Below are 22,376 nucleotides of genomic sequence, written 5' to 3' on the forward strand. Positions count from 1 at the left end.
TCACAGGCTGGCAAGGCATGGACAGCATCATCGACCGTGGTGACAAGCTGGGCAATATCTCGGTCATCAGCCAAGGCACCCAGGAACTGCGCATCGCGCGCCAGCACTACCAGCGCGAACGCAGCGAAGCGGCGATCGGCGAACTGGAAAAAACCCTCGCTGGCCTCGACCGCCAGATCAGCCTGATGCTCGGCCAGATCGAACAGCCCGTCGATCATCAGCGCCTGCAGCAACAGCAGGAGGCGGTGCGCAAATACCAGCAAGCATTCGCCGACCTCAAGCAGGCCGGGCAACGCCGCGAAGCCAGCCGAAGCGTACTGGGTGACAGCGCCGACAAGGCAGCCGCACTTATCAGCAAGGTGCAGGAACGCCTGCTGCAAGCCGGCGACATCACGCCCTATCAGAGCACGGTAGAAGTCAGTGCCCTGCTCCAGCAAGCACGCTTCCAGGTGCGCGGCTACACCTACAGTGGCGATGCGAACTACCAGCAGACTGCGCTCAACGCCATCGACCAGGCCATGACCAACCTCAAGGGGCTACCCGCCAAGCTGCCCGCCGAATATGCCGCCAGCCTCGACGACGCGTTGTCGGCCCTCGCCGCCTACCGCGATGCGGTCAACCAGTTCGGTAGCGCGCAATTGGCCAGTGATCAGGCCCTGCAGGTGATGACTGATCAAGGCACCGTGCTGATGGATAACAGCCAGAAGATGACGGTTTCACAGACCGAAGTCCGCGATGCAGGCTCGCGCCAGGCGAAGGCCCTGCTTGCCTGCGCCACGGCACTGGCGTTGGTGCTGGGCCTGATCGCGGCCTGGGCCATCACTCGGCAGATCATCGTGCCACTGCGCCAGACACTGGCCGCCGCCGAGCGCGTGGCCAACGGCGACCTGCGCCAGGACCTTCTGGCAACCCGTCGTGACGAGCTGGGGCAGTTGCAGGCCAGCATGCAGCGCATGACCCAAGGCCTGCGTGAACTGATAGGGGGTATCGGTGACGGTGTCACGCAGATCGCCAGCGCCGCCGAAGAGCTTTCGGCGGTAACCGAGCAAACCAGCGCCGGGGTCAGCAACCAAAAGGTCGAAACCGACCAGGTGGCCACCGCCATGAACGAAATGGCGGCCACCGTGCATGAGGTGGCACGCAACGCTGAGCAAGCCTCGGAAGCGGCCCTGATGGCCGACCAACAGGCGCGTGAAGGTGATCGGGTGGTCAGTGAAGCCGTGGCGCAAATCGAGCGCCTGGCCGGTGAAGTGGTCAACTCCAGTGAGGCGATGAACCAGCTCAAGGCCGAAAGCGACAAGATCGGCAGCGTGCTGGATGTGATCAAGTCGGTGGCCCAGCAGACCAACCTGCTGGCGCTGAATGCGGCTATCGAAGCGGCGCGGGCCGGTGAGGCTGGACGTGGCTTTGCCGTGGTCGCTGACGAAGTGCGCAGCCTGGCGCAGCGTACCCAGCAGTCCACCGAAGAGATCGAAGAGCTGATTGCCGGCTTGCAAAGCGGGACCCAGCGAGTGGCCAGCGTGATGGACGCCAGCCGCCAGCTCACCGACAGCAGCGTCGAGTTGACCCGCCGCGCGGGCACTTCGCTGGAGACCATCACCCGGACCGTATCGTCGATCCAGGCGATGAACCAGCAGATTGCCACGGCCGCTGAACAGCAAAGTGCAACCGCTGAGGAGATCAACCGCAGCGTGATCAATGTGCGGGATATCTCCGACCAGACCTCGGCGGCGAGCGAGGAGACGGCCAGCTCCAGTGTCGAGCTCGCGCGGCTGGGCACCCACCTGCAAGACCTGGTAAGGCGCTTCAGGCTGTAAGCCCGTACTGGCCCCATCGCCGGCGATTTGGCCGTGGGGCCAGTGTGAATTCCCAAGCGCGCTGCTGAAATTTCCTACCCGATTCTCAGGTCAAGTCCTACAAGCCTTCCGCCGATGGGCAGGGGTGTCATGCCAGTAAAACGCCGGCATGGCTCCCCTACTCAACTGGATGGAGACTTGCCATGTTCGGCTACCTCAACCGCAGGATTGGCAACATCAGCGTCGGCGCCAAACTCGCTCTGGGTTTTGCCGTGGTACTGCTGCTCACCGTGGCCACTGCCGTCAGCGGCTGGCGCGCCCTGGACGGCGCAATTACGCGCTCCGAGCAGCTCAGCGAAATTGGCCAGATCAATGATCTGGTCAAGGACCTGCGCGCCGAGCGCATCACCTACAGGGTGTTGGCCGATGATGCCAGCAAGGCGCAGATCAGCCGCATCCTGCAGCAACTCGACGCCAGGCTGAGCGCGCTGCAGCAACGCAGCAGCGTCGATGAATCACGCCAGATGCTGACTCAGAAGCTGCAATTGCTGCAGCGCCTTCAGGATAATTTCGCCACCTTGCAACGCACCGTTGAAAGCCGGCGTGGCTTGCGCGAGGCCATGCAGGCGCAAGAGCAGAAGCTCAACGCTGTGATCGACGAACTGGAAACCCAGGCCTTGCTGAAGATGCCTGCCGACAGCCAGCAAAGTGGCCTGCTGGGCCTGATGGACAGCCTCACCCGGCACGTGGACGGCGCCAACCAGCAAAGCCTGGTGCCGGCGTACACCTTCTCGCCGCTGGAGGATTTCAGCAAGGTCGGCCAGGCGGCGCTGGATGCTGCTGACAAAAGCCTCGCACAATTGATCCAAGCCCTCGCCCCCTTGGGCCTTGCGCGTGCAGTCATGGACCAGCCCGGCGTGGAGCTGGGGAAATACCGCACCAGCCTGGAGCAGTACCGCCGCGCCGCCTTGCGTGTCGAGCAATTGCAAAACGACATGGAGCAGATGGGTAACGAACTGCGTGCTGTGAGCCTGGAGCTGGGTCAGAGGAAGGTCGAGCAGCGCGACAGCGAAGCACTGGCCGCCCGCTCGCTGCTGACCAGCGTTGCGCTGCTGGCGTTGCTGGTGGGTGTAGCGGCCGGCTGGCTGATCACCTTGCAGATCACCCAGCCGCTACGCCAGACCCTGGCGTTGGCTGCGCGCATTGCCCGGGGCGACCTGAGCCAGGTGGAGCCTGTAGATCGTCGTGACGAAATGGGCCAGTTGCAGGCCAGCATGCAGGGAATGACCTTGAGCCTGCGCGAGCTGATCGGCGGTATCGATCAGGGTGTCGGCCATCTGTCACAGGCCGCCACGCAACTGGCCGCCAGCAGCGAGGACACCAAGCTGCGCATCAGCCAGCAGCGCGAGGAAACCGATCAGGTTGCCACGGCCATGAACCAGATGAGCGCCACGGTGCAGGAAGTGGCACAGAACGCCGAACAGGCCTCGCTGGCGGCAACCAACGCCGACCAGCAGGCCCAGCAGGGTGATCAGGTGGTGACTGAAGCCATAGGCCGTATCGAGCAGCTGGCCAGGCAGATGGACGATTGCCTGGCAGCGATGCAACACCTGGCGGGCGAAAGCCAGCGTATCGGCAGCATTCTCGACGTGATCAAATCGGTCTCCGAGCAAACCAACCTGTTGGCGCTGAACGCCGCCATCGAGGCGGCGCGAGCAGGCGAGGCCGGGCGTGGCTTTGCCGTGGTGGCTGACGAAGTGCGCGGCTTGGCCCAGCGTACGCAGCAGTCGACGGAGGAGATCGAGCAGTTGATCGAAAGCTTGCACAACGGCACCGACGAGGTGACCAGCCTGCTCGACAACAGCAAGCGCCTGACCGAGCAGAGTGTCGAGCTGAGCCGCAAGGCGGGGGATGCGTTGAGCCAGATCACTGATACGGTGTCGAGCATCCAAGGCATGAACCAGCAGATTGCCACGGCGAGCGAGGAGCAGAGTGTGGTGGCCGAGCAGATAAACCGCAGTGTCATCAGCGTGCGCGACGCGTCGGACCAGACCAGTGCAGCCAGTGAACAAACGGCAGCCTCAAGCGGCGAGCTCGAGCAGCTAGGACAGCAGCTGCGAGGCATGGTCGGCCGTTTCAGCCTTTGAAAGCTGCAAGCTTTAAGCTGCAAGCTGCAAGCTAAAGCCGAACGCGGTGAACCAGCCATCACCGCTCAGCTTGTAGCTTGTAGCTGCTTCTAGAGCTCTTGGCGCAGGAAGGCCTGGGCCGCGAGGGAACAAACGGCAGCTTCAAGCTTCAAGCTTCAAGCTAAAGCCGAACGCGGTGAACCGGCCATCACAGCTCAGCTTGTAGCTTGTAGCTTGTAGCTTGCAGCTGCCCCTAGAGCACTTGGCGCAGGAAGGTCTGGGCGCGGGGATCTTTAGGTGAGGCAAAGAACGCCGCGGGCGGCGAGTCTTCCAGCAGTTTGCCGTGATCGAAGAACAGTACGCGGTCAGCCACTTCCCTCGCAAAGCCCATCTCATGCGTCACGCAGACCATGGTCATGCCTTCCTGGGCCAACGTCTTCATCACGTCCAGCACCTCACCGACCATCTCCGGGTCCAGCGCCGAGGTTGGCTCGTCGAACAGCATCACCTTCGGCTCCATCGCCAGCGCACGGGCAATCGCCACCCGTTGCTGCTGACCACCGGAAAGCCGCGAAGGGAACTCATTGGCCTTCTCCGAGATGCCAACCTTTTCCAGCAACGCCCGCGCCTTGGCCTCACGCTCGGCCTTGCCACGCTTGCGCACGACCTTCTGCGCCAGGCACAGGTTTTCCAGCACCGTCATGTGCGGGAACAGGTTGAAATGCTGAAACACCATGCCGACTTCGCGGCGGTAGGCGTTGATGTCGGTCTTCGGGTCTTCCAAGCGCAGCCCGTTGATGGCCACATGGCCCTCGTCGAAATGCTCCAGCCCGTTGAGGCAGCGCAGGAAGGTCGACTTGCCGGACCCCGACGGGCCCAGCACTACCACCACTTCACCCTTGGCCACCTGGGTGGTGACGTTGTCCACCGCACGCACCACCTGGCCTCGGGTGTCGAATACCTTCAAAAGGTCACGGACTTCAATCACTTTGCGCAAGCCTCCGCTCGAGCCGGCTGGCCAAATGCGACAGCGGCAGGTTGATCAGCAGGTACAGGCCTGCCACGCAGAACCAGATCTCGAATGTCGAGAACGACGTGGTGATGGCCTCACGGCCGCTCTTGGTCAGTTCGGTGATAGCGATCACCGAGACCAGCGAGGTGTCCTTGACCAGGCTGATGAACTGCCCGGCCAGGGGAGGCAGCACGCGCTTGAAGGCCTGCGGCAGGATCACATGGCGCATCGACTGGCTGGCGTTCAGGCCCAGCGAGCGGGCGGCCTCGTTCTGCCCTTTGGCGATCGACTGCACGCCGGCACGCACGATCTCGGCCACGTAAGCACCGGTGAACAGCGCCAGCGCCGCCACCCCGGCGAACTCACGGGACAGGTTGAGCACGGTACCGATGAAGAAGTAGAAGATGAAAATCTGCACCAGCAGCGGCGTGCCGCGCACCAGTTCGACATACACGGTCGACAGGTCACGCAGGGTCGGGTTGTTCGACAACCGGCACAACCCGGCAAACAGGCCGATCACCAGGCCGAGGGCCCCGGACACCACCGAGATCCACAAGGTGGTCCACAGGCCCCAGGCCAGTGGGCCTGCAGCCCAGTGACGGGTGACGCCGACCTGATCACCTTCGGCCACATCGTCACCGCGGCTCAGTTGCAGGCTGTCCTTGGCCACTTCGAGCACCTGCTCACCGCCGCGCTCATCCTTGAGGGTAACGCGGGCGCTATCGCCGGAGACGACAATGTCCTGCACCGTGCCGTAATCGCTGGCACGCTGCACGTCCTCGGCCTGGTAGGCAAAGTATTGGGGTACGCGGTTCCAGCGCCACTCGTAGGAAATCATCGAGGTGGCCAGGTACAGGCTGATCGCCAAGCCCCCAAGGACCAGCGCAGTCAGCGCATGCCAGGGCCATTGGGCTTTCTTGTGTTTGATCACGTGGTTACTCCAGAAAGCGGCAAGCCGCAAGCCACAAGCTGCAAGAGCAAGCAGACCGCGTATGGGCCGACCTCCTCCTGCAGCTTGCAGCTTGCGGCTTGAAGCTGCTTCTTATTCCATTTCCTTCAGCCAGTCCTTGTTCTTGAACCACTTGTCGTGGATACGATCGTAGGTCCCGTCATGCTTGATCTGGTGCAGGAAGTTATTGATGAAGTTGATGCTGTCGTAGTCGCCTTTCTTCAAGCCGAAAGCCAGGGGCTCGTAGGTGAAGGGCTCGTCGAGGAACAGCAGCTTGCCGGCACCGGCCTTGTCGACCGCCACTACGTTGTACGGCGCATCGTAGACGAAGGCATCGGCCTTGCCGCTGACTACGTCCATCACCGCTTCCTGCTCGTTGTCGTAGCCGTGGTACTTGGCCTTGGCGATCAGTTTCTTGGCGACCATCTCGCCGGTGGTGCCGAGCTTGGAAGTGATGCGGTACTTCTCGTTGTTCAGGTCTTTGTACGACTTGATCTCGCCAGCCAGCTCCTTGCGGATCAGCAGGGTCTGGCCAACCACGATGAAGGGTTCGCTGAAGTTCAGGCGCAGGTTGCGTTCCTGGGTCAGGGTCATGCCGCTGCCGATCATGTCGAACTTGTCGGTCAGCAGGGCCGGGATGATGCCGTCATAGGCGGTGGAGACGGTCTCCAGCTTCACGCCCATGGATTTGGCCATGGCCTTGAGCAGATCCACTTCGAAGCCGATGATTTCGCCGCGCTTGTTGGTCATCTGGAACGGCATGTAGGTCGGGTCCATGCCCACCCGCAAGGTACCGCGCTTGACGGCATCGTCGATGGCACCGGCCTGGGCCGAGGCCACCGCGACCAGCGCCGTGACGCCGACCAGCAGCCGCGAAAGGTATTTCTTCATCATCACCAAGTCCCCTAGCAAGAAAAGTAGCGAATCTTATTGTTAGCACGGCCGTACCGGCCGGCATGGCTTTTCGGAGAGGGATGCTAACGCATGGCGGCCCTGGGACCTAGAGCCGGGGGGGACTTTGTTGGCCAAAATCCGAGGGGGTGAGGAAGATAGGAAAACCCTTTCGCCGGCAAGCCGGCGAAAGGGCCGCATGGCGGCCCCAGGGTCGGTCAGGCGCCAACCAGGCTAGGTTGAGCCTCGTTCGCCGGGTGCAAGGGCAGCAACGGCGAATGCGGGTCGTTGTTGATCGATGCACGCCACGCGTCGATCCAGGCCGCATTGTGCTCTGCCCACACCTGAGCATGCAGGCGCGCCAAGGCGACCGGGTCGCTCAGCAAGGCGAGGCGAGTACCCAGGTCCAGGCCTTTGGGCCCAGCCTCTATCGCCTTGGCAAGGCGCTCGGCACGCATCGCCTCGATCGCTGCCGACTGGCCATGACGGGCAGTGGCCATGGCACAGGCCAGGGCGTTCTGCCGCGGGTCGACCACAGCGCGCACGAAGCCGTCGTGCAGGGCATGCCAGCGATTCTCGTGGGTGTACTGGTCGGTGGCGAGCAGCTCCTGGGGCGTTGCGTACTCCTCAGGGATCAGGAACAGCTTCTCGTCCTTGGCTGCCAGGCCCAGGCGTGTACGGCTGGAGATCACCGAAACGGGGATCGACAGCACCAGCGAACCAACGATCGGTGCCAGCCACCACAGGAAGCTTGGGTTCAGCCATGCCACCAGCGCCGCCCAGGCAATACCCAGCAGGGTTTGCGGGCCATGGCGACGTACCGCCTCGCTCCACGGGGTCGAATCGTCGTCGCGCTGCGGCGAGTTCCAGGTCGCAGCCCAGCCAAGGAATGCGGCCAACACGAAGCGGGTGTGGAAGATCATCCGTACTGGCGCCAGCAGCATGGAGAACAGCATCTCCATCAGCATCGACAAGGTGACCTTGACCCGCCCACCGAACTCGACCGCGCCCTTGGCCCAGATCAGGATGATACTGAGCAGCTTGGGCAGGAACAGCAGCACGATGGTGGTGGAGAACAGCGCCACGGCCTTCTCCGGGTGCCACTGCGGCCACAGCGGATACAGCTGGTACGGCTCGATGAAGTATTGCGGCTCCATCAGCGTGTTGGTGGCCAGCAACGCGGTCGACAGCACCAGGAAGAAGAACCACAACGGCGCCGACAGGTAAGACATCACGCCGGTGAGGAACACCGCACGGTGCACCGGGTGCATGCCCTTGACCAGGAACAGGCGGAAGTTCATCAGGTTGCCATGGCACCAGCGGCGGTCCCGCTTGAGCTCGTCAAGCAGGTTCGGCGGCAGCTCTTCATAGCTGCCCGGCAGATCATAGGCAATCCACACGCCCCAGCCCGCACGGCGCATCAGCGCTGCTTCGACGAAGTCGTGGGAAAGGATCGCGCCGGCGAAGGCGCCCTTGCCGGGCAACGGCGCCAAGGCGCAGTGCTCGATGAACGGCTTCATGCGGATGATCGCGTTATGGCCCCAGTAGTGCGACTCACCCAGCTGCCAGAAGTGCAGGCCGGCGGTGAACAGCGGGCCGTACACACGGGTGGCGAACTGCTGCATGCGCGCGTACAGCGTGTCCATGCCCGATGCCTTGGGCGCGGTCTGGATGATGCCGGCGTCCGGATTGGCCTCCATCAGGCGTACCAGGCTGCTCAGGCACTCGCCACTCATGACGCTGTCGGCGTCGAGCACGACCATGTACTTGTATTCGCCCCCCCAGCGACGGCAGAAGTCGTCGAGGTTACCGCTCTTGCGCTTCACACGGCGGCGGCGGCGGCGGTAGAAGATGCGGCCGAAACCTTTGGTCTCGCGGCAAACGTCCAGCCAGGCCTGTTGCTCGGCCACGGCGATGTCAGTGTCGTTGGTATCGCTGAGCACGAAGAAATCGAAACGGTCGAGGTTGCCGCTGGCTGCGACCGATTCAAAGGTCGCCCGCAGCCCTGCGAACACGCGCGGCACGTCTTCGTTGCAAATAGGCATCACCAACGCCGTACGTGCTTCAGGAGCGATCGGCTCACTGCCGGCACTGCTGCCGGAGATACGGTATTTGTCACGCCCGGTGAGCAGCTCGAGGAAGCCCATCAGCGCGGTCCAGAAGCCCGCCGACACCCAGCAGAAGAGGATGCCGAAAAGGATCAGGATGGAGGTCTGCAAGGCATAGGGCCAGACCTGTACGACGGTGTCCCACAGCGGCTGGTTGACCACTTCGTCGAGCTCGACGAACGACCAGCCCTGGTACGGCAGGATGCCCTTCATGTACCAGCCGGCGACGAGGGTCTGGCCGATCATGAGGGTCAGCAGGATATAGCGGCGGATCGAGCCGACCATGCGCCAACGCGCCGGAGGCAGCTCGCGCTTGGGCGGCTGCGGCGCGTTGGTGCGGCCGGTCATGCGCCGCCACATGCGGATCAGCACATTGGTACGCCATGGCTCGGGCACAACCCGGGTGCGCTTGATCGGCGGTGCGATCTTCAGGCACAGCCGGCCGCTGCCGTCGACGCCGAGCATCTCGGCATCTTCCAGTTCGGCGGCGCTGCCCACCGTCAGGCGCGGGCCCACCGAGGCCTGCACGGCCTCGTGGGTGGTGGCGGGCGCATTGCCCGCCAGGCGTTGGTGCAGCTCACTGAACGAGGTACAGCTGGCGAGTTCCGCGCGCTGCTCATCGCTCAGTGGGAGGTGGGCCAGGTACTCGCCAAGCGATTCCGGCCTTGCGCTTGAGTTACTCATCGGCAGGCAACTGATAGCTCCAGGTCTCGGTCAGCACTTGTTCAGTGGTGGCCGGGGCCCCGTTGGTGGATGCCGCGTCGGCGGCAGGTTGTTCAGCCTTGGCAGGTTGCTCGGCCTTGGCAGTTTTTTCAGCCTTGCCATGCTTGGTCGCGGCCTTGTCCTGCTTGGCTTCTTCGGCAGGCTTGGCCGCCTCGACCGGAACGTCACGAACCAGTGCGGCACGCATCTCGGTAGCCTTGTTGGCCTCCTTGATCTTCATCCGCAGGGTCAGGCGCCAGCCCTTGGTCTCTGGGTTATAGCGCAGATTGTTCTCGACCACCTCAGCGTTGTCGCCGACGCTGATCTGGCTGCGTACCGCAGCGTCTTCCGGCAGGGCGGCCAAGGCCGGGCCGGCGAAGTCGACCAGAAACGCCACGCTGCCGTCTGGTTGACGGATCAGGTTGGACTGCTTGACGTCACCGGTTGACCGCATGGTCTGGGTCACCGAACCCAGCTCCTGGGCCTGGAAACGCGCTTCGTCGATGGTCCAGTGCAGGCGGTAGGCGTACTCGAACGGCTTGCCGGGTTCTGGCAAGGTTTCCGGGCTCCAGAAGGCAACTATATTGTCGTTGGTTTCGTCGGCGGTCGGGATCTCGACCAGATCGACGGTGCCCTTGCCCCAATCGCCCTTAGGCTCGATCCAGGCGCTCGGACGCTTCTGGTAGTTGTCGTCGAGGTCTTCGTAATCCTTGAACTCGCGATGACGCTGCATCAGGCCGAAACCGCGCGGGTTCTCGACGCTGAAGTTGCTTACCGACAGGTGTTTGGGGTTGTTCAGCGGGCGCCACAGCCACTCGCCGTTACCGGCGTGGATCGACAGCCCTTCGGAGTCGTGCAGGGCCGGGCGATAGTTCATGACCTTGGACGGCTGGTTTGGGCCGAACAGGAACATGCTGGTCAGCGGCGCGATGCCCAGACGGCTGACGTGGTCACGCAGGAACACGCGGGACTGCACATCGACCACGGTATCGCTGCCCGGGCGCAGGATCAGCTTGTAGGCACCCGTCGAGCGCGGCGAATCCAGCAGGGCGTAGATCACCAGGTGCTTGTCGGCCGGCTTGGGTTTTTCGACCCAGAATTCGGTGAAACGCGGGAACTCTTCGCCCGAAGGCAACGCGGTGTCGATGGCCAGGCCACGGGCCGACAGGCCGTACACATGCCCTTTGCCGACCACACGGAAATAACTGGCCCCCAGCAGGGTCATGATTTCGTCCTGCTTGTCGGCCTTGTTGATCGGGTAAAGCACGCGGAAACCGGCGTAGCCAAGGTTCTTGGTGGTTTCAGGGTCGTGCGGCACGTCACCGAACTCGAAACGGCTCGGGTCGTACTTGATTTCCTCGACGGTGGTGGCGGTGACTTCGTTGATTTTCACCGGTGTGTCGAAGTGCATGCCCTGGTGGTAGAAGGACAGCTTGAACGGCGTCTTGTCCTTGGCCCACTCGGCCTTTTCCTGCAGGAAGTGAATCTTCTGGTAGTCCGCGAATTTCATGTCGCGGAACACTGCCGGCAGATTGCTTTTCGGTGCTTCGTACTTCTGGCCGGCGAGATCCTTTGCCTTGGCTGCAACATCGTCAAGATTGAATGCCCACAGCTGGCCCGCGCTCATCAGGCCGACCAGTGCCGCACTGGCCATCAGGGCCTTGCGCAGCCGATTGCCGGGGATTCTAGATGCTTTATGGGGACTAACAATCACGAGCAACCCTCGCCGAAAACAGATCATGAAACCAACGGCCAGCGACAAATGCCGGGTTGGCGAGCACTGTTCGGACCCCGTGAGGGCGTAATGATTCCCCAAACGGATCCAGACAATGCTCGAGTCAGAGTAAAACGAACCTGCGAACGCAGGCCCTAACAGCGCGCGATTATCCAGCAGGATGCATTACAACGCATCAGGCTGGATCAACTATTTAGCGTACAAAACCCCTTGTTTCGCACAACCTAGGCCGTTTTTTCATTCATATTTGTAACAGAAAAGTCACAGGGCCATCATTGACCAGATGTACCTGCATGTCGGCACCGAATCGGCCGCTCGCCACATCTGCATGCTGGCCCTGGGCTTGCTGCAAAAGATAGTCGAACAGTTCGGCACCGAGCGCTGGCGGTGCAGCTGTCGAAAAGCTCGGACGCATGCCGCTGCGGGTGTCCGCCGCCAACGTGAACTGCGACACCAGCAGCAAACCGCCGCCCACATCCTTGAGGGACAGATTCATCTTGCCCTGCTCATCGCTGAACACGCGGTAGTTGAGCAACTTGTGCAACAGTTTATCGGCCTGTTCACGGGTATCTTCAGGCTCTACCGCCACCAGCACCAGCAAGCCTTGGTCGATGGCGCCGACAATTTCACCCGCCACCTCTACCCGCGCGCCGCGCACACGCTGCAGCAGCCCCTTCATGCTTCTTCCAGAGGCAGGTCGAGCAGGCGACGTGCCATCTGATCGGCGGCCCGCACCAGCGCATCGGTGATCCCCGGCTCGGACGCCGCATGGCCGGCGTCGCGGATCACCTTCAGCTCGCTGTTGGGCCATGCCTGGTGCAATGCCCAGGCGTTGTCCAGCGGGCAAATCACATCATAGCGGCCATGCACGATCACGGCCGGCAGGTGGGCGATCTTGGGCATGTCACGGATCAACTGGTCGGGTGCGAGGAACGCGTTGTTCATGAAGTAGTGGCATTCGATCCGGGCGATCGACAAGGCGCGCTGAGGCTCGGAGAAGCGGTCGATCACCAGTGGGTTGGGGCGCAGGGTGGCAGTGCGGCCCTCCCAGGTGGACCACGCCTTGGCGGCATGCATCTGGGCGATCTGGTCGTTGCCGGTCAGGCGCTTGTGGAATGCCTTGACCAGGTCATTACGCTCATCCGGCGGAATCGGCGCGATGTAGTCCTGCCAGTAATCGGGGAACAGGCGGCTGGCGCCCTCCTGATAGAACCACTCGATCTCTTGCGGGCGGCACAGGAAGATACCGCGCAGGATCAGGCCGTGAACCCGCTCGGGGTGGGTCTGGGCATAGGCCAGGGCCAAGGTAGAGCCCCAGGAGCCGCCGAACAGTACCCACTTGTCGATGCCCAGATGCTCGCGAATGCGCTCCAGGTCTTCGACCAGGTGCCAGGTGGTGTTGTTCTCCAGGCTTGCATGCGGGGTGGAACGGCCACAGCCGCGCTGGTCGAACGTGATGATGCGGTACAGGTTGGGGTCGAAGTAGCAACGGCTCTGGGCATCGCAACCCGCGCCCGGGCCACCGTGGATGAACACCACCGGCAGACCTTCAGGCGAGCCGCTTTCATCGACATAAAGCACATGCGGCGCTTCCACGGCCAGATCGTGCCGGGCGTAGGGTTTGATCTGCGGGTAGAGGGTCTGCATTGCGCACTCCGTGTGAGGATTTAGTCTGCCGTTGGGCATCATAAACCTGAATTGCGCTTTGAGCATGTATCTGAAGACAACTCCCCCGCACAAGCCTGCCATGCCTTTGCCACTGCGCTGACACCCCACCAGATTTATCTACCCCATCGAGGCTTTTCCACTCGCCATAGTCCCTTGTCCCGTTTCCTGCAATGGACCTCACGATGCCTAGCCCAACCGGCAAGACCACCCCCCCACCGGGTACCCCATACGCCACCATCGAGCAGAAAATCCCCACGTGGCTGAAATCAGCCTCCCCCGACACCCTGCGCGCAATGCGCAACTGGGAGCAGGCCCCCACCTGGCTGGCCACGGCGATCCTGCAGATGCCGGACATCGGCAACGCCTGGCGTGACGAACATGCGCGCCACCGTGACCACGCGGCACAGGTGCGCAGGCTGTTTGAAGCGCTTCCCGAGCTGCAGTCCTACGCCAGCCAGCAACTGTCAGAGGCGATCAGCGAACGGTTTGGCCTGACCGTCGATGTGCAGAACTGCTACCTGGTGGATGCACGCCTTATCGACATGGCCAACGCCATCGACAGCCGTCAGGCCATCGACCGCGCCACCCGCTCGCTGCTGCACTGCGCCCTGCACAACTTCGATGCTGCCGCCGCCGTCAAGCATGGGATGGATGCAGAGGGCGGGCCACTGAAGAAATCCGTCATCGTCGATCACCGGCGTTTCATGGGCACAGTGCCCATCACCAATACCCTGAACATCGAAGCGGAGGCGTTTGCCGAGCTGTGCCGTGACCTGGACCTGGGCCGCAAATACCACGACAAGGTTCACGCCATCTACTATCCCCAAGCCACAGCACAGCTGAGCGCCGACGAAGCTGCGCTGAACGTGTATCAAACCCTGGGCCGCGCCGAGGTATCGGCATTCAGGCAATCCCTGCATTTCGCCCGCCTCAAGGGCGATATCAGCGAGGTGCTGTACACCACCGCCCTTGCCACCCCCCTCGACAGGCTCCCAGCCGAATCTGCAGGACCGGCGATCGCTTTCAGCCTGCTCACACTGTGGGAAGCCGAACTCACCGGCGTCGCGCTCATCACCTTGCGAACGTCGGCCCAAGACACCGTGGCGCTGTACATCCCTGATGACAGCGAGACGCCGCTCAAGGAATTCGCCTCCCTGGAGGCCTTGAAGGCCGACCTGAGCGGTCGACTGAGGGCGAACATCGCTTACCTGGACAGGCATCTAGCCGACCGCGACAAAGGCCCGGTGATCGCGCGCCTCAAGGACCGCCTGACCCCCATCGGCTGGAGTGTCCGCGGCCTGCATGAGCGGGTGCCGGACCCGCATGCAACGCTGTACCCGGTCGCACAGCCGTTTCGTCATGCATTCGAGGGTGTGATGGCCTTCCAGAAAGCCGAGCGCCACGAAAAGGATGTGCTTTTCCACGCGATACCAACAGCGATCGTCGATCGACGTACCGCTCTCGCCCACCGGCAGTTGATTGCCGGTCGCGTACTGACGGGCTTGAACATCGCAGGCTTCTTCGTGCCGGGCCTGGGCGAGGCGATGCTGGCTGTATGCCTGACACAGCTGGCCTGCGAGGTGTACGAAGGAATCGATGCGTGGAAAAACGACGAACGTGATGCGGCCTACGGGTATCTGGTCGATGTTGTCGAGAACGTGGCGCTCATGGTGGCGCTCTCTGCCGCAGCCAAGGCACTGAAGAACCCAGGGGAAGGTGCTGCAGGCGGGCCGGGAGAGGAACAGGAGGTGGAACGGATTCCCGTGGAAACGCCCTCCTTCATCGAAGCGCTGGAAACTGTCGAATTACCCAATGGCGAGGCCCGCCTGTGGAAGCCCGACCTGACGCCGTACCGCAGCCCCCAGGTGCTGCCCGCAAACCTGGAACCCGACGAACATGGCTTGCTTCACTATCAAGGCAAGCGCTGGCTTGTCGTGCAGGGTAACCAGTACATCGTCAGGCCCACTGCGGCCACTGACCAATACCGCCTGGTGCACCCGGCCAGGCCTGTTGCGCACGAGCCTGCGCTTCGCCATAACGGCGCCGGCGCCTGGTTGTTGCCCCTGGAGCACCCTCTGCAATGGCCAATGACGACCCTGGTGCAACGCATGGGCCTTGCGAGCGAGCAATTCTCAGAAGAAACAGCCTTGCAGATACTGCGTGTCTGCGATGTACATGAAAACGTGCTGCGCCATGTCCTGACCGAAAACCAGCGGTTGCCTGCCCTGCTTGAGGACACCCTGACCCGCTTCAGGCTGGACAGGGCTGTCCGTCAGCTGCCTGACAGGAGCCGATGGCCCACCGAGCTCGAACGTGCCTACGCGCGCCTCCCCGCCAGCCAGGCTAGCGGCGCGGCAGTCATTCAGCGGGTCTATCCGAACGTGCCCGCAGCAATCACCGATGAGGTGCTGCGAAACGCCACCAGCGGCGAAATTGCAGCACTCGGCACGGGCAAGCTGCCTCTGCGCCTGGCTGAAGAGATACGCGTCTTCCAGCAGCAGGTACGCCTCGCCCGGGCCTACGAAGGGCTGTTCCTCGCCAGCGTTCGCAACGGCGACACCGACCGGCTGATCATGCATTCACTCGAACGGCTGCCTGGCTGGCCCGCTGACATCAACCTCGAACTTCGCCAGCACCGCTTCTGGCCTGCTCATCGCGAAAGCGTGGGGCCAACGGATGCACAGTCTTTCACGGTGATTACCAGCGCCGAAGCAGGTTACATCGTCCACACCGAGGCAGGAGCGCAAACCCCGGTCACCGTTTATGGCGATCTGTGTACGGCGTTATATGCCGCGCTGCCCCAGGCGATGGCCCAAGTGGGCATCGTAGACGGGGCTGAGTTACGCCTGCGGTTGCAGGAAGGCCCCCTGTTGTCACGTACCTCGCTCAGGCAGGTGCTGGGCATGCAACCTGTACGGCCGGGTTACCGCTCCCCCATGCGGCTCGCCAACGGACGTATTGGCTACCCGTTGAGTGGTGGCCTGCCGACAGCCCCCATTGTCAGCCGCCAGGCCCTGCTTGAGGCGGTCAACGCCACAGGGCTCGCCGAAAACACCCCCAGATCGGCGGATCAGATTCTGATGATCATCGCCGGCGGTGGCCGTAACCCACAGCAAGTGCTTGGACGGCTGCAGCAACTGGTGGATCAACGCATAGAGATGCAAAGCCGGCTGGACGACTGGAACGAGGGGATTTCAACTGCGTCCGATCAGGCCGCGCAGCAGTACAGCGCCCTGCGGCAAGCCATCATGCAGCACTGGTACGACACGGCATTGGTCGAGGGGGACAGCCACACCAGCGAGCTGAGCCTGGAGCAGGTGCCCCTGGCCGATATCCCCATGACTCTGCCAACATTCTTCACCTCGAATATTCGCAGGTTGCGGCTTTACGACCTGCCATCAGGCACCCTCGCCGGTTGGGCGCAGAACGAACGCTTGCTGCAACGCCTGCTCAGGCAGGTACCGCAACTTGAATCGCTGGAGATCAGCCGGGCCTACGACCCCAGCATTACACCGTCCTCTTTCATTTTCAGTATCCCCACCATCACAGAGCACTTGCCTGGCCTGCGGGCGCTGAGGTTCATCAACCAGAACGTCGCACTCACCTCCAATGACATGAACCAACTGGCCCAGTTGCCACTGCTCAGGTACCTGGACCTGAGCGGCAATCGTTTCGCGCAGCGCGACAGCCCCAGCTTCCATGAGTTTTCGCTGGACTACCTCGGCCTGAACGCCATGCAACTGCATCAATGGCCGATCGGGCTGGGCAGTGACGCCCTGGAGCGAATCGCTCACGTTTCGCTGCGTGACAACAACCTCCGGTCGCTGCCCTCGTTCCTGCTCAACGAGGCAGAAGCGATCCAGCGCCCGTCGAGCCTTTCGCTGGAGGGTAACGAGATCAACGAAACCCACCTGCAGCGCCTGCTACTGAGCGAGAACCGGATGAATGTGCAGGTCAATGTGGATCACTCCCCCGAGCTGACCCAACGGCTTGAACGCATCCAGAATGAGCGCCAGCAACTGCGCGAGGCGATCGAAGGCTGGGCGCAAGCTTCCAGTTCCAACACCCCGCTGACCCAAGCGGTGCTCGAAGACCGGCAACGCATCGAAGTGGCGATCACCGAATTCTGGTCCCGGCAGGAGCAGGGTTTGCAGTACCTTCGGCTGCAGCTTGAAAATGTGGCACTGGAGCATTTCCCGAGACGGCTGCCGGCCTTCTTCGGTGAACGCGTGACCGCCTTGACGCTGACCCGCGTCAGTGGCTCAACCGCCCAGCTCAACGAACTGCTGGGGCGCTTCCCCAATATCACCCGGCTGACCGTCGAAGCGCACGTAGCGCCAATGCCCTCGCTGCCGTCGGCCCTGGTACGGTTGCAGCGACTCGCGCATCTGGAATTTCGCAACATGGGCCTGGAAATCGACCAGGCCATGATCGAAGCCTTCGCCCGTTTGCCGCAACTTTCGTCGCTGGACCTGTCGGGTAACCAGATCGGTGCCATTACCCAGGTACCCGCCAACCTCTCAGCGAACCTGACATCACTGAGCCTGACCAACATGAACCTGCAGGCCTGGCCAGCCTGGTGCGACGCCCTGCTGCCATTGGAGCTGCTGGATTTGAGCTCCAACCATATCTCGGAGCTGCCCAACCATATTCTGGAAAACATCCACAACCCGATGCCGATCTCGTCGATTTCGATGTTCGACAACCCGTTGTCAGAAGATACGATCCAACGGGTGCGCACGTTCTCCGACAGCCAGCACAGCCTGTCCTTCGCCCTCGACATTCCCGACAACCTGATCCTGATTGAATCGTCCGATGAGGGCTCACTCCTCGATCATCCTCACTTCCCAGTGCCCTTCGCTGGCGATGACTCACCAAGGCTGGAGGATTGGGCGCTTGGCAACCAAGCGCAGAACGAAGCCCTGAGCGACTGCTGGCAAAGGCTGCAGACACTCGAAAATGGCCATAACCTGTTGGCCCTAGCTGGGCGTTTGCGCAATGCGGCGCCGTACCTCGACCCTACCTCGCAAGCCGCGTTCTGCGAGCGCGTGCGCATCATGCTGGTGATTGCGGCAACCCATGAGCATGAGCTGCCCACCATGAGCAGCATCGCTGCGGCGGCCTTGCCCGACCCGGTAACCGGCTCGCAGACCTGCCATGACGGCGCACTTCAGGAATTCAACAATATCGAGCTGTACCTGATGTCCAACCGCATCCTCACCGACGCGGGCGACTCCTTGCCGGCCTTGTACCGGCGCCTGCTGCAACTGTACCGGATCGGCCAGCTGGAACTGCTGGCCAACAGCCGGACCGGGCAAGGTGACCGGGTCTCGGTACGCCTGGCCTACCGCCGGGAGCTGGCCCGGGAGCTGGACCTGCCGATTGCCGACAGTATGCGTTTTCGCGGCGCGGCCATGCTGGCACCGGGCGAGATCTCCAGTGTCCTGGAGCGCGTCAGGCAAAAGGAAAACAGTGATGCGTTCATCCAGTACATGCTGGCAAACGCTGACTGGACCCGCCGATTGCGCGCTGAATACCCCGGCCGTTTTGCCGAAATAGAGCAACGCTATGGCGAGCAGGTGCTCGAACTGGCTGCACTCGACCTGCCGCTGGCGGAGGAGCTGGCACTGCAGCAAAACCTGCAAGACGCTAAAGAACATCAGGAGCTGGAGCTGCTTCAGGAACTGACCCGGATGCAGGGCCGGCCCGAATGATCACCCCCTGAAACGAACTGCGAGGGCCTTCACCCGGCCAGGCCCTCGTCGGTCACTGCGCGTAGTGCCCCTGCCCCCACGCCAACATGGCCGTCAACAGCTGGTGCAGAACCACTTGCGTCGGTTGAGCCAGGTCTTCGCGATAGTCGAACGGTAGGCTCTCTTCCATGTAGGTACTTTGCGCCAGCTCCAGCTGCACGGCATGGATATGGCCGCCAGGGTCACCATAATGCCGAGTGATGTGCCCCCCCTTGAAGCGGCCATTGAGCACATGGCTGTAGCCGTGCGCTTGGGCACATACGCTTTGCAACCGTTCGACCAGCCCCGGGGCACAACTGGCACCATTGAAGGTGCCCAGGTTGAAATCTGGCAACCTGCCTTCGAACAGGTGGGGGATAAAAGAGCGGATCGAGTGGGCATCCCAGAGGAGTGCGTAGCCGAACTCGGTGCGCAAGCGTGCCAGCTCCTGCTCGATGACCTGGTGATACGGCCGCCAGATTTGCTCGAGATAAACCTTGCGCTCCTCGGCGGAAGGCTCGCAGCCTTCCTTGAACAGCGGCTGCCCCTCGAACAATGCAGCCGGAAACAGGCCTGTAGTAGCCCCTGCATACAACGGCTTGTCGTCATCCGGGCGGTTGAGGTCGATGACGAAGCGCGAATACTCTGCCGCCACCACACTGGCCCCAAGCTCACGGGCGAAATCGTACAGGCGCGGGATATGCCAGTCGGTGTCGGGCAGGCTGCGCGCCTGGTCGACCAACCCGTCGCGCACGGCCGGGGTCAGGCGGAGCCCCGCGTGGGGCATGCTGATCAGCAGGGGCACACGGCCCTGGTGGAAACTCAGTACCTTGTCCATTTCGCCTCGCTCAGTGGGCTATTTCATGGCCTTTGCGCACCACGCGCTTGGGCAAGTCGCCACCCAGCCAGTAAGCCAGGTCGGCGGGGCGTTCGATCTGCCAGGCGACAAAGTCCGCCACCTTGCCGATTTCCAGCGTGCCATGGGTGTCGCCCATGCCCAGTGCCGTGGCGGCATGGAGGGTAACGCCCGCCAGGGCTTCTTCCGGGGTCATGCGAAACAGCGTGCACCCCATGTTCAGCATCAGCCGCAGCGACAGGCCTGGCGCTGTGCCGGGGTTGAGGTCGCTGGCAAGGGCAATCTTCACGCCGTGACGACGCAAGGCGTCCATGGGAGGCAGCCGGGTTTCGCGCAGGAAGTAGAACGCGCCCGGTAGCAGCACCGCGACAGTGCCCGCCTCGGCCATCGCCACGGCGTCTTCCTCGGTCATGAATTCCAGGTGGTCGGCCGACAGCGCCTGGTAGCGGGCGGCCAGGCTGGAGCCGTGCAGCGACGAGAGCTGCTCGGCGTGCAGCTTGACCGGCAAACCCAGTTCGCGCGCCCTGATGAACACCTGCTCGACCTGGGCCGGGGAAAACGCCAGGTGCTCGCAGAACGCGTCCACGGCGTCCACCAACCCCTCGGCGGCGAGTGCAGGCAGCATCTGGTCGCAGATGTGCGCAATGTAGTCGTCGGGGCGCCCGGCGTATTCCGGCGGCAAGGCGTGGGCGGCCAGGCAGGTAGCGCGCACGGCAACCGGCAATTCGTCGGCCAGACGCCGCGCCACACGCAGCATCTTGCGTTCGTTGGCCAGGTCCAGGCCGTAGCCGGACTTGATCTCAAGGGTAGTCACACCGTCACGCATCAGCGCCTGGACCCGCTGGCGGGCACTGGCGAACAACTCATCCTCGCTGGCCGCACGGGTGGCCCGCACGGTACTGGCGATGCCGCCGCCTTGCGCGGCGATGTCGGCATAACTCACGCCCTGCAGGCGCCGCTCGAACTCGTCGCTACGGTTGCCACCGAATACGGCGTGGGTGTGGCAGTCGATCAGCCCGGGGGTGACCCAGGCGCCGTCAAGGCTCACTGTGCGAGCGATGCCCTGCACCGGCGCGTCAGACCGTGGCCCGATCCACTCGATCAAGCCCGCGTTGCTGACGATGGCCGCGTCCTCGATGATCGAGTAGCTGCCCTGGGCCATGGTTGCCGCCTGGCAGTTCTGCCAGAGAGTTCTCATATTCAGTCTCCGTTACTAGCGATAGTGCGCGAGGCAACTGACCGGTTGTCACAAGCTCGGCAACACGCCACGCGGCAACAGCCCCGTCAGTTTGCCCTCTGCCAACAGCGCGCTGGCGGCCTCGATATCCGGCGAAAAGAAGCGATCACGGTCATAGTGCGGCACTTCACGGCGCAGCACCTGGCGGGCCTGCTCCAGTTTCACCGAGGTCTTGAGCCCCTCGCGCAGATCGAGCCCCTGGCATGCACCCAGCCACTCGATGGCCAGCACACCACGGGTATTTTCGGCCATTTCCCACAGCCGTTTGCCAGCCGCCGGGGCCATGGACACGTGGTCCTCCTGGTTGGCCGAGGTCGGCAGGCTGTCGACGCTGTGCGGGTGTGACAGCGCCTTGTTCTCACTGGCCAGGGCCGCCGCAGTCACCTGGGCGATCATGAAGCCGGAGTTGACCCCGCCGTTTTCCACCAGGAACGGCGGCAGCTGCGACATGTGCTTGTCCATCATCAACGAGATACGGCGCTCGCTCAGTGCGCCGATTTCAGCGATGGCCAGCGCCAGGTTATCGGCGGCCATGGCCACCGGCTCGGCGTGGAAGTTACCGCCCGAGACCACATCGCCTTCGACGGCGAACACCAATGGGTTGTCCGACACCGCGTTGGACTCGATCGCCAGCACCTCCGCCGCCTGGCGCAGCTGGGTGAGGCACGCGCCCATGACCTGGGGTTGGCAGCGCAGCGAGTACGGATCCTGGACCTTGCCACAGTGCTTGTGCGACAGCGAAACCTCGCTGGACTCGCCCAGCAGGTCCCGGAAACAGGCGGCTGTATCGATCTGCCCGGGCTGGCCGCGCGCGTCGTGGATGCGCGGGTCGAACGGCGAACGCGAACCGAGCACCGCCTCGACCGTGAGGCCGCCGCAAGCGATGGCTGCAGCGAACAGGTCTTCGGCCTGGAACAGGCCGCGCAAGGCATAGGCAGTGGACGCTTGGGTGCCGTTGAGCAACGCCAGGCCTTCCTTGGCGGCCAGGGTCAGCGGTTGCAACCCGGCAACGGCAAGCGCCTCGACAGCGGGCAGCCATTGGCCCTGGTAACGCGCCTTGCCTTCGCCCAACAGCACCAGGGACATGTGCGCCAACGGCGCCAGGTCACCGGAAGCCCCCACCGACCCCTTGAGCGGAATGTGCGGGTAGACTTCGGCGTTCACCAATGCGATCAAGGCATCGATGACCTTGCGGCGAATGCCGGAAAAACCACGGCTGAGGCTGTTGATCTTCAGCACCATGATCAGCCGGACCATCGCATCGTCCAGCGGCGCGCCAATGCCCGCGGCATGCGATAGCACCAGCGAGCGCTGCAGGTTTTCCAGATCGTGGCTGGCAATACGGGTCGAGGCCAAAAGGCCGAACCCGGTGTTGATGCCGTAAGCGGTGCGATCTTCAGCGATGATCTGCTCGACAACGGCAACGCTGGCATCGATGGCCGCACCTGCGCTGGCATCCAGGCTCAGGCGCAGTGGCGCCAGGTGGATCTGGCGCAGTTGGGCCAGCGTCAGCCGGCCAGGGATGAGGTTCAGGGCGTCCATGTACAGGCTCCTTTGTTATTGT

13 protein-coding genes and 1 pseudogene are annotated in these 22,376 nt (G+C 62.9%); 4 read left to right on the forward strand and 10 right to left on the reverse strand.

The window, feature by feature from the left end:
• Positions 1 to 17: 17 nt before the first annotated feature.
• From JNA92_RS26040 to JNA92_RS07455, 3 genes and pseudogenes are all read left to right on the forward strand, one after another.
• Positions 18 to 962, forward strand: a pseudogene (locus tag JNA92_RS26040) (methyl-accepting chemotaxis protein); the annotation flags it as partial.
• Positions 963 to 1,103: 141 nt separating this feature from the next.
• The gene (locus JNA92_RS26045) at positions 1,104 to 1,817 is read left to right on the forward strand and encodes a methyl-accepting chemotaxis protein (protein WP_425301417.1); all 714 of its coding nucleotides are present in this window, start codon (positions 1,104 to 1,106) and stop codon (positions 1,815 to 1,817) included.
• 182 nt (positions 1,818 to 1,999) lie between these two features.
• Positions 2,000 to 3,943 carry a methyl-accepting chemotaxis protein gene (locus JNA92_RS07455; RefSeq protein ID WP_241804097.1) on the forward strand — a complete coding sequence of 648 codons (1,944 nt, stop codon included), beginning with the start codon at positions 2,000 to 2,002 and terminating at the stop codon, positions 3,941 to 3,943.
• Positions 3,944 to 4,175: 232 nt separating this feature from the next.
• On the opposite strand, the gene JNA92_RS07460 is transcribed toward JNA92_RS07455, so the two are convergent.
• The 7 genes from JNA92_RS07460 to pip form a co-directional block, all read right to left on the reverse strand.
• Positions 4,176 to 4,910, reverse strand: coding sequence for an amino acid ABC transporter ATP-binding protein (locus tag JNA92_RS07460; RefSeq protein ID WP_241804127.1), 735 nt, complete (start codon positions 4,908 to 4,910; stop codon positions 4,176 to 4,178).
• The gene (locus tag JNA92_RS07465; RefSeq protein WP_241804098.1) at positions 4,903 to 5,865 is read right to left on the reverse strand and encodes an amino acid ABC transporter permease; all 963 of its coding nucleotides are present in this window, start codon (positions 5,863 to 5,865) and stop codon (positions 4,903 to 4,905) included. The genes JNA92_RS07460 and JNA92_RS07465 overlap by 8 nt, the downstream gene beginning before the upstream one ends.
• A gap of 111 nt (positions 5,866 to 5,976) precedes the next feature.
• Positions 5,977 to 6,774, reverse strand: coding sequence for a transporter substrate-binding domain-containing protein (locus JNA92_RS07470; RefSeq protein ID WP_241804128.1), 798 nt, complete (start codon positions 6,772 to 6,774; stop codon positions 5,977 to 5,979).
• A gap of 218 nt (positions 6,775 to 6,992) precedes the next feature.
• Complete coding sequence (gene mdoH / locus JNA92_RS07475; RefSeq protein ID WP_241804099.1) at positions 6,993 to 9,566, reverse strand: glucans biosynthesis glucosyltransferase MdoH; 2,574 nt, start codon at positions 9,564 to 9,566, stop codon at positions 6,993 to 6,995.
• Entirely contained in the window at positions 9,559 to 11,238 is a 1,680-nt protein-coding gene (locus JNA92_RS07480; RefSeq protein WP_241804129.1) for a glucan biosynthesis protein G, read from the reverse strand. The genes mdoH and JNA92_RS07480 overlap by 8 nt, the downstream gene beginning before the upstream one ends.
• 322 nt (positions 11,239 to 11,560) lie before the next feature.
• Complete coding sequence (dtd, locus tag JNA92_RS07485; RefSeq protein WP_012312380.1) at positions 11,561 to 11,998, reverse strand: D-aminoacyl-tRNA deacylase; 438 nt, start codon at positions 11,996 to 11,998, stop codon at positions 11,561 to 11,563.
• On the reverse strand, positions 11,995 to 12,966 hold the full coding sequence (gene pip, locus JNA92_RS07490; RefSeq protein ID WP_012312379.1) for a prolyl aminopeptidase: 972 nt from the start codon (positions 12,964 to 12,966) through the stop codon (positions 11,995 to 11,997). Before pip ends, dtd begins: the two co-directional genes overlap by 4 nt.
• A 203-nt stretch (positions 12,967 to 13,169) precedes the next feature.
• On the opposite strand from pip, the gene JNA92_RS07495 reads away from it, so the two are divergent.
• On the forward strand, positions 13,170 to 18,701 hold the full coding sequence (locus tag JNA92_RS07495; protein WP_241804100.1) for a dermonecrotic toxin domain-containing protein: 5,532 nt from the start codon (positions 13,170 to 13,172) through the stop codon (positions 18,699 to 18,701).
• 52 nt (positions 18,702 to 18,753) lie between these two features.
• Here JNA92_RS07495 and hutG read toward each other — a convergent pair whose 3' ends face one another.
• The 3 genes from hutG to hutH are packed head-to-tail and all read right to left on the reverse strand — an operon-like array spanning position 18,754 to position 22,354.
• Positions 18,754 to 19,557: an N-formylglutamate deformylase gene (gene hutG / locus JNA92_RS07500; protein ID WP_241804101.1), complete on the reverse strand. Its 804-nt coding sequence runs from the start codon at positions 19,555 to 19,557 to the stop codon at positions 18,754 to 18,756.
• Between the two features lie 10 nt (positions 19,558 to 19,567).
• Positions 19,568 to 20,773, reverse strand: a complete 1,206-nt coding sequence (gene hutI, locus JNA92_RS07505; protein ID WP_241804102.1) for an imidazolonepropionase — start codon at positions 20,771 to 20,773, stop codon at positions 19,568 to 19,570.
• Positions 20,774 to 20,821: 48 nt separating this feature from the next.
• A complete protein-coding gene (gene hutH / locus JNA92_RS07510; RefSeq protein ID WP_241804103.1) occupies positions 20,822 to 22,354 on the reverse strand; it encodes a histidine ammonia-lyase in 1,533 nt (510 codons plus the stop codon).
• Positions 22,355 to 22,376: the final 22 nt, after the last annotated feature.

Source organism: Pseudomonas putida, from assembly GCF_022627325.1.
GTDB classification, from domain to species: domain Bacteria; phylum Pseudomonadota; class Gammaproteobacteria; order Pseudomonadales; family Pseudomonadaceae; genus Aquipseudomonas; species Aquipseudomonas putida_X.